Below are 12,849 nucleotides of genomic sequence, written 5' to 3'. Positions count from 1 at the left end.
CCGCCACAGGCAGGAGAAACGACCATGAACCTCAAAGGCAAGATCGCGCTGGTCACCGGCGCCACCAGCGGCATCGGCCTGGGCATCGCCCACAGCCTGGCCGCGGCCGGCGCCCAGGTGGTGATCAACGGCTTCGGCGATGTCGAGGGCGCCCTGACCGAGCTGGGCCGCCACGGCACGCGGATCGGCCACCACCCGGCGGACATGGCCGAGCCGGCGCAGATCGCCGAGATGATCGCCTACGTCGAGCGCGAGTTCGGCGCGCTGGACATCCTGGTCAACAACGCCGGCATCCAGCACGTGGACGCCGTGGAAGACTTCCCGGTGGAACGCTGGAACGCGATCATCGCCATCAACCTCTCCGCGGTGTTCCACAGCACGCGCCTGGCGCTGCCGGGCATGCGCCGGCGCAACTGGGGGCGCATCGTCAACGTCGCCTCCACCCACGGCCTGGTGGCCTCCGCCGGCAAGAGCGCCTACGTCGCCGCCAAGCATGGGGTGATCGGCCTGACCAAGAGTGTCGCCCTGGAAACCGCCACCACGCCCATCACCTGCAACGCCATCTGCCCCGGCTGGGTGCTGACGCCGCTGGTGCAGAAGCAGATAGACGCGCGCATAGCCGAAGGCGCCAGCCCCGAGCAGGCGCGCCACGACCTGCTGGCGGAAAAGCAGCCGTCGCTGGAGTTCGTCACCCCCGAACAACTGGGCGAGCTGGCGCTGTTCCTCTGCAGCGAGGCCGCCGCCCAGGTGCGCGGCGCCGCCTGGAACATGGACGGCGGCTGGGTCGCCCAGTGAGCGTCCGCCCCCGCCGCCAGCCGGCGGGGGCCAGCGCCGGATCGTCGCCGGGCGGAAGACGTCGCAATCCCGTGCCACACTTGCTGGACAAGCAGTGGATGGACGGACGCCCCTATGAAGCCCTTGTGGACCCCTTCCGCCGAACGCATCGCCGCCAGCCGGATGGACGCCTTCCGCCGGCAGGTCAACCAGCGCCATGGCCTGGCGCTAGCCGACTACCCCGCCCTGCACGCCTGGAGCATCGAGCACCGCGAGGCCTTCTGGCAGGCCATCGTCGACAGCTTCGACGTGCGCTTCCACAGCCCGCCGCGCACGGTGCTGGAGGAAGGCCCGCGGATGCCCGACGCGCGCTGGTTCCCCGGCGCCACCCTGAACTTCGCCGAACACCTGCTGCGCCGCCGCGACGAAGCCACGGCAGTGGTGGCCATAGGCGAAGACGGCAGCCGCGAAAGCCTCAGCCATGCCGAGCTGGCCGCCCAGGTCGCCGGCCTGCAACGCAGCCTGCGCGCTGCCGGGGTGGGCGTGGGCGACCGCGTGGCGGCCTTCATGCCCAACACCTGGCAGACCCTGGTGGGGATGCTCGCCGCCACCAGCCTGGGCGCCACCTGGTCGAGCTGCTCGCCGGACTTCGGCACCCAGGGGGTGATCGACCGCTTCGGCCAGATCGAGCCCAAGGTGCTGATCGCCTGCGCCGGCTACCGCTACGCCGGCAAGGTGCTGGACCTGACCGGCAAGCTCAACGAGATACTGGAAAAGCTGCCATCGCTGCAGCAACTGGTGGTGGTGCCCTACGCGCGGCCAGAGGCTCGCCCAACTGATTACAAGTCAGTTGCTCTAACTACCCTGTGGAACGACTTCTACCAGAGCGGCGGCGAACCCGAATTCACCCCGGTGCCCTTCGCCCATCCGCTGTACATCCTCTACTCCAGCGGCACCACCGGCGTGCCCAAGTGCATCGTCCACTCCACCGGCGGCGTGCTGCTGCAGCACCTCAAGGAACACGCGCTGCACACCGACCTGTACTCCGGCGACGTGCTGTTCTACTACACCACCTGCGGCTGGATGATGTGGAACTGGTTGGTCTCGGGCCTGGCGGTGGGCGCCAGCCTGGTGCTCTACGACGGCTCGCCCTTCCACCCCGGCCCGGAGCGGCTGATGGACCTGGTCGACGCCGAGGCCATCAAGGTCTTCGGCACCAGCGCCAAGTACATCGCCGCGCTGGAGAAAGCCGGCGTGCGCCCGGCGCAGACGCATAGCCTGGACAGCCTGCAGACGCTCCTCTCCACCGGCTCACCGCTGGCCCACGAGAGCTTCGACTACGTCTACCGCGACATCAAGGCCGACCTGTGCCTGTCGTCCATCTCCGGCGGCACCGACATCGTCTCCTGCTTCGCCCTGGGCAACCCCACGGCGCCGGTGTGGCGCGGCGAGCTGCAATGCAAGGGCCTGGGCATGGCGGTGGAGGTCTGGGACGACGACGGCAGGCGCCTGCGCAGCGGCAAGGGCGAGCTGGTCTGCACCCGGCATTTCCCGTCGATCCCGGTGGGTTTCTGGAACGATCCGCAGGGCGAGAAATTCCACGACGCCTACTTCGCCACCTTCCCCGGCATCTGGGCCCACGGCGACTACGCCGAGGAAACCGCCCACGGCGGCCTGGTGATCCACGGCCGCTCCGACGCCGTGCTCAACCCCGGCGGCGTGCGCATCGGCACGGCGGAAATCTACCGCCAGGTGGAAAAGGTCGACGAGGTGCTGGAATCCATCGCCATCGGCCAGGACTGGCAAGGCGACGTGCGCGTGGTGCTGTTCGTGCGCCTGCGCGAAGGCGTGCAGCTGGACGAGTCGCTACAAGAGAAAATCCGCCGGACCATCCGCGCCAACACCACCCCGCGCCACGTGCCGGCGAAGATCATCGCGGTGGCCGACATCCCCCGCACCCTCAGCGGCAAGATAGTCGAGCTGGCGGTACGCAACGTGGTGCACGGCAGGCCGGTGAAGAACACCGACGCCCTGGCCAACCCGCAGGCGCTGGAGTTGTATCGGGAGCTGGAGGAGTTGAAATCCTGATGCGGGCAATCGACGGTGTTGGCCGGGGCCGCTGGGGTTCGAGGGGATTCCGTTCCCTCACCCCAGCCCTCTCCCAAAGGGAGAGGGAGCCGTTCGGCGCGAACGGAAAATTCGGCGTCAACCTGTAGGAGCGGATTTATCCGCGATTACGCCTGACTTCCAGCCCTCTCCCAGAGGGAGAGGGAGCCGTTCGGCGTGAACCTGTAGGAGCGGGCCCTGCCCGCGAATCGCGCGCAGGGCGCGCTCCTACATGGACACACCGCGGCTGGCCCCCCGTAGGATGGGTTGAGCGAAGCGATGCCCATCACCATGGCAGCATGGGTTTCGCAAGCTCAACCCATCCTACGAAAGCACCTCGGTGCAGTCGGCAAGATAGGCGCATCAAGCGCGGAGGAAGGCCAGCACCTTGTCGCTGAAGGCCTCGCCGGCCTGGACGTTGGACAGGTGCGCGGCGTGGAATTCCACCAGCTCGGCACCCTGGATGCGCTCCTGCATGAAGCGGCCGTGCTCGGTGGTAGTCACCGGGTCGCCGCTGCCGCAGACGACCAGGGTCGGCGCGCGGATGGCGCCCAGCTGTTCGCGGAAGTCGGCGTCGCGCACCGCGGCGCAGTTGGCCGCGTAGCCTTCCGGCGAGGTCTGCGCCAGCATGGCCACGATGGGCTCGACCTTGCCCGGCTGGGCCTCGGCGAAGTCGGCGGTGAACCAGCGCGAGATGGAAGCATCGCGCAGGTCGCGCATGGCCTGGGCGCCGCCGGAGAGCACGGTGTCGATGCGCGGATTCCAGACTTCCGGGGTGCCGATCTTCGCAGCGGTATTGCACAGCACCAGGCGCTCGATGCGCTCGGGGGCGTTGATCGCCAGCCACTGGCCGATCAGGCCGCCCATGGACAGGCCGCAGAAGCTGGCCCTGGCGATGTTCAGCGCGTCCAGCAGGGCCAGCACGTCGCCACCGAGCTGCTCGATGCTGTAGGGGCCTGCGCTGACCAGCGAGGCGCCGTGGCCGCGGGTGTCGTAGCGCAGCACCTGGAAGTGTTGGGTGAAGGCCGGGATCTGCGCGTCCCACATGTGCAGGTCGGTGCCCAGGGAGTTGGACAGCACCAGCACCGGCGCGCCGGCCGGGCCTTCGAGGCGGTAGTTCAGTTCGCCGTCGGCGAGCTTGACGGTAGGCATCGGGGACTCCGTTGAATCAGGAACGACGCCCGCTCGGGGCGGGCGTCGGGGATTTTGCCAGGAAGATGGGTATCGCTGCGCTCCACCCATCCTACCGGGAGTGACGACCGTTCAGACGCGCTCGACAGCCAGCGCAACGCCCTGCCCCACGCCCACGCACATGGTGCACAGGCCGCGCTTGCCGCCGCTCTTCTCCAGCTGGTGCACGGCGGTCAGGACCAGGCGTGCGCCGCTGGCGCCCAGCGGGTGGCCGAGGGCGATGGCGCCGCCGTTGGGGTTGACCCGCGCGTCGTCGTCGGCGATGCCCAGTTCGCGGGTGACCGCCAGGCCCTGGGCGGCGAAGGCCTCGTTCAGTTCGATGACGTCGAAGTCGCCCACCGCCAGGTTCAGGCGCTCCAGCAGCTTGCGCACCGCCGGCACCGGGCCGATGCCCATCACCCGCGGGGCGACGCCGGCGCTGGCCATGCCCAGCACCTTGGCGCGGGGTTTCAGGCCATGTTTCTTCACCGCTTCGGCGGAAGCCAGGATCAGCGCCACCGAGCCGTCGTTGACGCCCGAGGCGTTGCCGGCGGTGACGGTTTTGTCCGGGCCGTTGACCGGTTTGAGCTTGGCCAGGGCTTCGAGAGTGGTGTCCGGGCGCGGGTGCTCGTCGGTGTCGACGACGGTCTCGCCCTTCTTGCCCTTGATCACCACCGGGACGATTTCCTCGGCGAAGTAGCCGGCGGCCTGGGCGCGCCCGGCCAGTTGCTGGCTGCGCAGGGCGAAGGCGTCCTGGTCGGCGCGGCTGACCTTGTAGTCGTCGGCGACGTTGTCGGCAGTCTGCGGCATCGCGTCGACGCCATACTGGGCCTTCATCAGCGGGTTGATGAAGCGCCAGCCGATGGTGGTGTCCTCGATCTTCTGGCCGCGGCCGAAGGCGCTGTCCGCCTTGCCCATCACGTAGGGCGCGCGGGACATGGACTCCACGCCGCCGGCGATGGCCAGCTCGATCTCGCCGCTGGCGATGGCGCGGAAGGCCGTACCCACCGCGTCCATGCCCGAGGCGCAGAGGCGGTTGAGGGTCACGCCGGGGATGCTCTCCGGCAGGCCGGCCAGCAGCAGCGCCATGCGCGCGACGTTGCGGTTGTCCTCGCCGGCCTGGTTGGCGCAGCCGAGGTAGACCTCGTCCAGCTGCGCCCAGTCGACCTGCGGGTTGCGCTCGACCAGGGCCTTGATCGGGGTGGCCGCCAGGTCGTCGGCGCGCACCGCCGAGAGCGAGCCGCCGAAGCGGCCGATGGGCGTGCGCACGGCGTCGCAGATGTAGACCTCGCGGCTCATTCCTCACCCCCTTGCTGGCCGTGGGCGGCCGCGGTGCGGGCTTCCAGGGCGCGCAGGGCTTGCAGCTCGACCTCGGTGGGCGCCACGGTCTCGACGACCTGCTCGGCGAAGCGGATGGCCCAGCCGGTGTTCTCGATCACCTGCTCGCGGCTCACGCCCGGGTGCAGCGAGGTGACGATGAATTCGTTGCTGCCGGCCTCCGGCTCCATGATGCACAGGTCGGTGATGATCGCCACCGGGCCCTTGCCGGGCAGGCCGAGCTGCTGGCGGTGGTCGCCGCCCTCGCCATGGCCGACCGAGGTGATGAAGGCCAGCTTGTCGACGAAGGTGCGGTGCGACTGCTTGAGGATGATCAGCACTTCCTTGGCCGAACCGGCGATCTCCGGGGCGCCGCCGGCGCCGGGCAGGCGCACTTTCGGCTTGTCGTAGTCGCCGATGACGGTGGTGTTGATGTTGCCGAAGCGGTCGACCTGGGCGGCGCCGAGGAAGCCGACGTCGATGCGCCCGCCCTGCAGCCAGTAGCGGAAGATTTCGCCGGTGGGCACCACGGTGTCGGCGGTTTCGGCCAGCTCGCCGTCGCCGATGGACAGCGGCAGCACGCTGGGCTTGGCGCCGATGGGGCCGGATTCGTAGATCAGGACCACGTCCGGCGAGGAGGTCAGGCGAGCCAGGTTGGCGGCCTTGGACGGCAAGCCGATGCCGACGAAGCAGACCGCGCCGTTCTTCAGGCGGCGGGCGGCGGCCACGGTCATCATTTCATTGGTGCTGTAGGCGCTCATCATTTGCCCTCCGCGATTTTCTTCTGGAACTCGGCGAAATCCTTGGTGCCGCGGATGTAGGTGTCGATCCAGGCGGTGAAGGTCTCGCGGTCGCGGGCGATCGGGTCCCAGGCCTGGTAGAAGCGGTTGTCGCGCTCGTAGTAGCCGTGGGCGTAGGACGGGTGCGCGCCGCCGGGCACGTGGCAGACGGCAGACAGCGCCCAGGTCGGCAGCACGCAGGCGTTCATCGGCGCGTTGAGGTCGTCGACGATCTCTTCCACGGTGACGATGCAGCGCTTGGCGGCCAGGGCGGCTTCCTTCTGCACGCCGAGGATGCCCCACAGCAGCACGTTGCCCTTGCGGTCGGCCTTCTGCGCGTGGATCACGGTGACGTCCGGGCGCACCGAGGGCACGGCGGCCAACTGCTCACCGGTGAACGGGCAGTTGATGAACTTGATGTTCGGGTTGACCTTCGGCAGGTCGGAGCCGGCGTAGGCGCGCAGCACGGCGAACGGCAGGCCCGAGGCGCCGGCGACGTAGGAGTTGGCCAGGTCGGCGTGGCTGTGCTCGTCGATTTCCAGCGGCTGCGGCCAGCCCTTCTCCACCGCGTCGCGCAGGCGGTGCAGCGAGCCCACGCCGGGGTTGCCGCCCCAGGAGAAGGTCAGCTTGCGGGCGCAGCCGGCGCCGATCAGCAGGTCGTAGACCAGGTCGGGAGTCATGCGCACCAGGTGCAGGTCTTTCTTGCCCTGGCGGATGAGTTCGTGGGAAGCGGCGGTGGGGATCAGGTGGGTGAAGCCTTCGAGGGCGACGGTATCGCCGTCGTTCACGAAACGCTCGACCGCTTCGCGCAGGGTCAGGAGTTCAGCCATTGTCGGTCTCGTCTTGGGGTCCAGGGCATCCGCGGATGCCGATGGGCAAGACAGTAGCGCCGGGGCCGGGAACCAAACAATGCGATTATCGACTATCGGTGCGGTTATCGAACAATTCCAACCTGCAGGCCCCTACCGCCCAAACCACGAAAATGACCAGGGACCCGCAGGAGAAACTGTCTTGCAGGCCGCGCCGAGGCGCTCTTCGTAGGATGGGTTGAGCTTGCGAAACCCATGCAGTTGCGCTGATGGGTATCGCTTCGCTCAACACCATCCTACGAAAAGCCATGATCGTTCGTGCGCTAGCGGGCCATGCCCGCAATCGCGCATGGCGCGCTCCTACGGTGGAGGCATATGCCTATCAGCGGTCCTGCTCGCAGTTGATCATCCAGGGCACCCCGAAGCGGTCGGTGAACATGGCGAAGGCGGCGGCCCAGAAGGTCTGCTGCAGTTCCATGGTGACCTGGCCGCCTTCGCTCAGGGCCTCGTAGATGCGCCGGGCTTCGGCCTTGCTGTCCACCTGCAGGGAGACGGACACGCCCTTGGTGCCCTCGTAGGGCATCGGTGGGCAGTTGTCCGAGCCCATCAGCACCTGGTCGCCCACCTCCAGGCGCACGTGCATCACGCGGTCGGCGGCGTCGGCTGGAGTCTGCCCCATATCCGGGGCGTCCTTGAAGCGCATGAGCATCGGCAGCTTGCCGCCAAGCACCTCGGCGTAGCGGGTGAAGGCTTGCTCGCAGTTGCCGTCAAAGATCAGGTAGGCCTGGATTTTCATCTGGAGTCTCCTGCCGGCTCAGTCCTTGCCGGCGATGCGGGCGCGTAGGCGTTCTTCCTGCTCGCGCAGTTCCTCGGTGAATTCGGCGCCGAAGTCCTCGGCCTCGAAGACCTGGCGGATCTCGATCTCCGACGGGCCGTCGAAGGGGCTGGGGCAGCGCTTGATCCAGTCGATGCATTCCTGCAGCGAATCGCACTGCAGCAGCCAGAAGCCGGCGATCAGCTCGCGGGTCTCGGCGAAGGGGCCGTCGACGACCGTGCGCGAGGCGCCGTCGAAACGCACCCGGGCGCCCTTCGAACTGGGCTGCAGGCCTTCGCCGGCGAGCATCACCCCGGCGGCGACCAGCTCCTCGTTGAACTTGCCCATGGCCGTCAGCAGTTCTTCCGAGGGCATGACGCCGGCCTCCGAATCCGCGGTGGCCTTGACTATCGCCATGAAGCGCATGGTGGTTCTCCTCTTCTCGTGAAGTCGAGTGGGCCCACTGCCCCGCTCTGCCTGGTAGTCGATGCGCGCGGGGCGCAATCGACAACAGCGCAGACCGTTCGTCGGCAGCGCCTGGGCGGTGGTGGCGGCAAACAGGAAGAACGATAGACAGGCCCGGCGACCGGGCAAGCCGGCGCGACGAACGCACGCGCCAGGCTGGACGCCCGCCGCCCGAGGCCCTAGATTGGCCGGTTCCCGAGAAATCCCGAGCAAGGAGCCCCAGCATGAGCCTGGAATCGGTCCGCGCCTTCTTCGCCGAGAAGGCCCCCGACATCGCCATCATCGAACTGGACACCAGCACCGCCACCGTCGCCCTGGCCGCCGAGGCCCACGGCGTGGAGCCGGGGCGCATCGCCAAGACGCTGTCGCTGCGGGTGGGCGAGCGCACCGTGCTGGTGGTCGCCCGCGGCGACGCCCGCCTGGACAACCGCAAGCTCAAGGAAGCCCTGGGCGGCAAGGCGAAGATGCTCGGCGCCGAGGAAGTGGTGGAACTCACTGGCCACCCGGTGGGCGGCGTCTGCCCCTTCGGCCTGGCCAGCCCGCTGCCGGTGTACTGCGACGTGTCGCTGCGCGCCTTCGACGAAGTGCTGCCGGCGGCCGGCGCCCTGCACAGCGCCGTGCGCATCGCCCCGGAGCGCCTGGCGAGCCTGGTCGAGGCTGATTGGGTGGATGTCTGTCAGGAGCCGGTCTGAGGTCATGTGGGGGTTGAGGGGCGGGAGCATTCGAAGAGCACGAAGAGCGCCCTCTCCCTGAAGGGAGAAAGGACCGTTGGGCAGACGCTGATGTTCTGGAGTCAGCCGGCTGGCACCGTGGCTGCCGGCTGAAACCAGGCCTCCTCTCGGCACGGACCAGCCCCTATCCCTGAAGGGAGAGAGGACCGTTGGGCAGACGCTGATGTTCTGGAATCAGCCGGCTAGCACCGTGGCTGCCGGCTGAAACCAGGCCTCCTCTCGGCACGGACCAGCCCCCTCTCCCTTCAGGGAGAGGGTTGGGGAGAGGGTACGGAGTCCACCGAAAGCACCGCAGCCGCCGGGAAACACAGTTCGCGAGCAAGCTCGCTCCTACGAAAATGCCAGCGTCCAGCGGTTACGCCTCAACGCTCCCGCAACGCTTCGGCCCGCGCCCGCAGGATGGGCTTGAGCAGGTAGCTGAGGATGCTCTTCTTGCCGGTCATGATGTCCACGCTGGCGACCATCCCGGGGATGATCAGCAGCGGTTTCTCGTCGCTGCCCAGGTGGCTTTTGCGGGTGCGCAGTTTGATCAGGTAGAAGCTGTTGCCGTCCTCGTCGGTGACGGTGTCGGCACCTATCTGCTCCAGTTCCGCCGGCAGGCCGCCGTAGATGGTGTAGTCGTAGGCGGTGAACTTGACCATGGCCTTCTGCCCGGGGTGCAGGAAGGCGATGTCCTGCGGGCGGATGCGCGCTTCCACCAGCAGGGTGTCGTCCAGCGGGACAATTTCCACCAGGTCGCTGCCCGGCTGGATCACCCCGCCGATGGTGTTCACCAGCAGCTGCTTGACGATGCCGCGCACCGGCGAGGTGACCAGGGTGCGATTGACCCGGTCCTCCAGGGCCTTGCCGGTGGCCTCGGCCTTGCTCAGGTCGGTGCGCGCCTCGTTGAGTTCCTTGAGCGCGTCGCTGCGGAAGCGCGCGCGGGTCTCGGCGACCTTGCGCTCGACTTCCTTGATCGCCGCCTCGGCGCGGGGGATGGCCAGGCTGGTGGCGTCCAACTGGCCGCGGTTCTCCACCTCGGCGCGCTTGAGGCGCAGCAGCTCCACCTGGGACATGGCGCCCTGCCCCACCAGCGGCGCGGACATGGCGATCTCCTGGCGCAGCAGCTCCAGGCTGTTGCGGTACTGCGCCTGCTTGGAGGCGAACTCGCGCAGCTCCTGCTGCTTCTGCACCAGTTGCTGCTCCAGGCCGGCGACCTCGTCCTTGAGCTGCTGCTGGCGGCTCTGGAACAGCGCCTCCTCGCTGCCGGCCTGGCCCGGGACCTTGGCGCGGACGTCGTCGGGGATGCGCAGCTCGCGGTCCTCCACCTCGGCGGAAAGGCGCTCCACGCGCAGGAACATGGCCAGGCGGTCGGCCTCGGTCTCGCCGACGTTGGACTGGAAGCGCGTCGGGTCCAGGCGCATCAGCGATTCGCCGGCCTGTACCACCTGGCCTTCGTGAACGAAGATCTGCGAGACGATGCCGCCCTCCAGGTTCTGGATCTTCTGCACCTTGGACGAGGGAATCGCCTTGCCTTCGCCGCGTGTCACCTCGTCGATCTCGGCGAAGTGCGCCCACAGGCCGAGGAACAGGGCGAAGCCGACCAGCGCCCAGATGGTCAGGCGCACCACCCGCGGGGCGTCCTCCACCAGGGCCTTGCTGACTTCCGGCAGCGGCTGCCCGGAAAGGTCTTCGCTGCCACGGAAATAGCCGCGGATGGACTGGCCGAAGAGGCCGAACGGATTAAGCGACACTGATCTGCCCCTTCTTCAATGCGTCCAGCACCACGTCCTTCGGCCCGTCGGCGATGATCCGCCCGCGGTCGACGATCACCAGGCGCTCCACCAGGCTGAGCATGGAGGCGCGGTGGGTGACCAGCAGCAGCGTCTTGTCGGCGATGAGCGGCTGCAGGCGCTGCTTCAGGAGTTCTTCGCCGGCGTTGTCCATGGAGCTGGTCGGCTCGTCCAGCAGCAGGATCGGCGGGTCCAGCAGCAGCGCGCGGGCCAGGGCGACGTTCTGCCGCTGGCCGCCGGAGAGGTTCAGGCCGCGCTCGCCCACCTGCAGTTCGTAGCCCTGCGGGTGCAGCCGGGCGAACTCGTGCACACCGGCCAGCTCGGCGGCGCGCAGCGCCGTCTCGTCGTCGACGTAGCGCGCGCCGGCCACCAGGTTGTCGCGCAGGCTGCCGCTGAACAGGTTGATGTCCTGGGGCAGGTAGCCGATGTTGTGGCGCAGGTCGCTGACGTCCAGTTGGCGGGTGTCGACGCCATCCACCAAGAGGCTGCCGCTGTCGGCACGGTGCAGGCCGACGATCAGCTTGGCCAGGGAGCTCTTGCCCGAGCCGCTGCGGCCGATGATGCCGACCTTCTCGCCAGGGCGGATCACCAGGTTGATGTCGTGCAGCGCCTCGACCTGCTGGTTCGGGTAGGCGAAGTTCAGCTGGCGCAGCTCGATGCCGCCGCGCAGCTGCTGGCGGCTCAGCGGGCGCTCGCTGCTGTTGCGCTCCTGTTCCAGGGCCATCATCTGGTCGGTGCTGTGCATGGTCAGGCGCGCCTGCTGGTAGCGCTGGATCAGCCCGGAAAGCTGGGTCAGCGGGCCGAGGGCGCGGCCGTTGAGCATGTAGCAGGCGATCAGGCCGCCCATGCTGAGGTCGCCGGCGATGATCAGGTAGACGCCGCCGATGATCATCACCACCCCGGCCAGGGCCTGGATCAGCAGCGTCAGGTTCATCGCCAGGCTGGACAGCAGCTTGACGCGCAGCTCCAGGCGGCCGAGGGTGCCGATGGTCTGCTCCCACAGGTACTGGCGCTCGCTCTCGGCGTTGTTGACCTTGACCGCGTCGAGCCCGGCGAGGGTCTCGATCAGGCTCGACTGGCGCTCGGCGGCCAGGGCCATGGTGCGGTTCATGGTTTCCACCAGCGGCTTCTGCAGCAGCCAGCCGATGCCGGCGGCCAGCGGGAAAGCCAGCAGCGGGACGAACACCAGCGGCCCGCCGATGATGCCGATCACCAGCAGGATCAGCAGGGTGAACGGCAGGTCGATCAGGCTGGTCAGCGTCAGCGAGGCGAGGAAGTCGCGCAGCGTCTGGAACTCGTGGATGTTCTGGGCGAAGCTGCCGACCCGCGCCGGGCGCTGCTTCAGGTCCATGCCGACGATGCGCTCGAAGAGCGTCGCGCTGATGATCAGGTCGGTCTTCTTGCCGGCCAGGTCCAGGCACAGGCCACGCAAGGTCTTGAGCAGCAGGTCGAACAGGTAGGCGCCGCTGATGCCGACGGCCAGCACCCACAGGGTGGCGGCGGCCTGGTTGGGCACCACGCGGTCGTAGACGTTCATCACGAACAGCGGCGCGGCCAGGGCGATGAGGTTGATCAGCAGGCTGGCCGCCACCGCGTCGACGTACAGCCAGCGCGAGCGCAGCAGCGTGTCGCGGAACCAGCGCCGCGCGCGGGGGATCATCTCGCCGTGCTGCAGGTCGTGCTGGTGCTGCGGCTGGGCGAAGAAGGCCTGGCCGGCGTAGTCCTCGGCCAGCAGCTCGCGGGCCACCCGCACTTCGCCGCCGTCGCTTTCGCTGAGCAGCAGGCGCGCCTCGCCGCCGGCCTCCCAGCCCAGCAGCACGGCGCAGCGGCCGTCGCGCAGCAACAGCATGGCCGGCAGCGCGATGGCCGGGATCCGCTCCAGCGGCCGCCGCAGCAGGCGCCCCTGGAGGCCGGCGCGGGCTGCCGCGCGCGGCAGCAGCTCGGCGGACAGACGCTGCCCGGGCAGCGGCAGGCCGCTGGTGAGCATGGCCCGGCTGGCCGGCTTGCGGTGCAGCGCGCAGAGGCTCAGCAGGCTGTCCAGCAGGGGGTCGTCCAGCAGGACGCGCGGATCACGACTCAAGGGGACTCGGCTGGTTTCCTGATCCACGCGGG

The 12,849-nt window shown here is 68.6% G+C and carries 11 protein-coding genes; 3 read left to right on the top strand and 8 right to left on the bottom strand.

Annotated elements, in window-relative coordinates; translation table 11 throughout:
• Positions 1-24 precede the first annotated feature (24 nt).
• Complete coding sequence (locus PM1_RS14385; RefSeq protein WP_009622234.1) at positions 25-795, top strand: 3-hydroxybutyrate dehydrogenase; 771 nt, start codon at positions 25-27, stop codon at positions 793-795.
• A gap of 114 nt (positions 796-909) precedes the next feature.
• Complete coding sequence (locus tag PM1_RS14380; RefSeq protein ID WP_009622235.1) at positions 910-2,862, top strand: acetoacetate--CoA ligase; 1,953 nt, start codon at positions 910-912, stop codon at positions 2,860-2,862.
• 381 nt (positions 2,863-3,243) lie between these two features.
• Here the strand turns inward: PM1_RS14380 and pcaD are convergent, their stop codons facing one another.
• The 6 genes from pcaD to PM1_RS14350 all read right to left on the bottom strand — a co-directional run bounded on the left by pcaD (position 3,244) and on the right by PM1_RS14350 (position 8,195).
• Positions 3,244-4,032: a 3-oxoadipate enol-lactonase gene (gene pcaD / locus PM1_RS14375; protein ID WP_009622236.1), complete on the bottom strand. Its 789-nt coding sequence runs from the start codon at positions 4,030-4,032 to the stop codon at positions 3,244-3,246.
• 111 nt (positions 4,033-4,143) lie between these two features.
• A complete protein-coding gene (pcaF, locus tag PM1_RS14370) occupies positions 4,144-5,349 on the bottom strand; it encodes a 3-oxoadipyl-CoA thiolase (protein ID WP_009622237.1) in 1,206 nt (401 codons plus the stop codon).
• On the bottom strand, positions 5,346-6,128 hold the full coding sequence (locus PM1_RS14365; protein WP_024128759.1) for a CoA-transferase subunit beta: 783 nt from the start codon (positions 6,126-6,128) through the stop codon (positions 5,346-5,348). Before PM1_RS14365 ends, pcaF begins: the two co-directional genes overlap by 4 nt.
• Positions 6,128-6,976, bottom strand: coding sequence for a CoA transferase subunit A (locus PM1_RS14360; RefSeq protein ID WP_009622241.1), 849 nt, complete (start codon positions 6,974-6,976; stop codon positions 6,128-6,130). The genes PM1_RS14365 and PM1_RS14360 overlap by 1 nt, the downstream gene beginning before the upstream one ends.
• A 361-nt stretch (positions 6,977-7,337) precedes the next feature.
• Complete coding sequence (locus PM1_RS14355; RefSeq protein ID WP_009622243.1) at positions 7,338-7,751, bottom strand: VOC family protein; 414 nt, start codon at positions 7,749-7,751, stop codon at positions 7,338-7,340.
• 18 nt (positions 7,752-7,769) lie between these two features.
• Positions 7,770-8,195: a YciI family protein gene (locus PM1_RS14350; protein ID WP_009622245.1), complete on the bottom strand. Its 426-nt coding sequence runs from the start codon at positions 8,193-8,195 to the stop codon at positions 7,770-7,772.
• Between the two features lie 263 nt (positions 8,196-8,458).
• Between PM1_RS14350 and PM1_RS14345 the strand changes: the two genes are divergently transcribed.
• Positions 8,459-8,926 carry a YbaK/EbsC family protein gene (locus PM1_RS14345; protein ID WP_009622248.1) on the top strand — a complete coding sequence of 156 codons (468 nt, stop codon included), beginning with the start codon at positions 8,459-8,461 and terminating at the stop codon, positions 8,924-8,926.
• Positions 8,927-9,327: 401 nt separating this feature from the next.
• Here the strand turns inward: PM1_RS14345 and PM1_RS14340 are convergent, their stop codons facing one another.
• Both PM1_RS14340 and PM1_RS14335 read right to left on the bottom strand, forming a co-directional pair.
• The gene (locus PM1_RS14340) at positions 9,328-10,698 is read right to left on the bottom strand and encodes an HlyD family type I secretion periplasmic adaptor subunit (protein WP_009622249.1); all 1,371 of its coding nucleotides are present in this window, start codon (positions 10,696-10,698) and stop codon (positions 9,328-9,330) included.
• Complete coding sequence (locus tag PM1_RS14335; protein WP_009622250.1) at positions 10,688-12,844, bottom strand: type I secretion system permease/ATPase; 2,157 nt, start codon at positions 12,842-12,844, stop codon at positions 10,688-10,690. The genes PM1_RS14340 and PM1_RS14335 overlap by 11 nt, the downstream gene beginning before the upstream one ends.
• Positions 12,845-12,849: the final 5 nt, after the last annotated feature.

It is taken from the genome of Pseudomonas sp. M1, assembly GCF_022760135.1.
Taxonomy (GTDB): domain Bacteria; phylum Pseudomonadota; class Gammaproteobacteria; order Pseudomonadales; family Pseudomonadaceae; genus Pseudomonas; species Pseudomonas citronellolis.
This window is presented reverse-complemented; position numbering and strand designations above follow the sequence as displayed.

What these genes read in the sequence shown, in the direction of transcription:
- PM1_RS14385 (WP_009622234.1), top strand. Translation starts at nt 25, where the DNA reads ATGAACCTCAAAGGCAAGATCGCGCTGGTCACCGGCGCCACCAGCGGC.
- PM1_RS14380 (WP_009622235.1), top strand. Translation starts at nt 910, where the DNA reads ATGAAGCCCTTGTGGACCCCTTCCGCCGAACGCATCGCCGCCAGCCGG.
- pcaD (WP_009622236.1), bottom strand. Translation starts at nt 4,032, where the DNA reads ATGCCTACCGTCAAGCTCGCCGACGGCGAACTGAACTACCGCCTCGAA.
- pcaF (WP_009622237.1), bottom strand. Translation starts at nt 5,349, where the DNA reads ATGAGCCGCGAGGTCTACATCTGCGACGCCGTGCGCACGCCCATCGGC.
- PM1_RS14365 (WP_024128759.1), bottom strand. Translation starts at nt 6,128, where the DNA reads ATGAGCGCCTACAGCACCAATGAAATGATGACCGTGGCCGCCGCCCGC.
- PM1_RS14360 (WP_009622241.1), bottom strand. Translation starts at nt 6,976, where the DNA reads ATGGCTGAACTCCTGACCCTGCGCGAAGCGGTCGAGCGTTTCGTGAAC.
- PM1_RS14355 (WP_009622243.1), bottom strand. Translation starts at nt 7,751, where the DNA reads ATGAAAATCCAGGCCTACCTGATCTTTGACGGCAACTGCGAGCAAGCC.
- PM1_RS14350 (WP_009622245.1), bottom strand. Translation starts at nt 8,195, where the DNA reads ATGCGCTTCATGGCGATAGTCAAGGCCACCGCGGATTCGGAGGCCGGC.
- PM1_RS14345 (WP_009622248.1), top strand. Translation starts at nt 8,459, where the DNA reads ATGAGCCTGGAATCGGTCCGCGCCTTCTTCGCCGAGAAGGCCCCCGAC.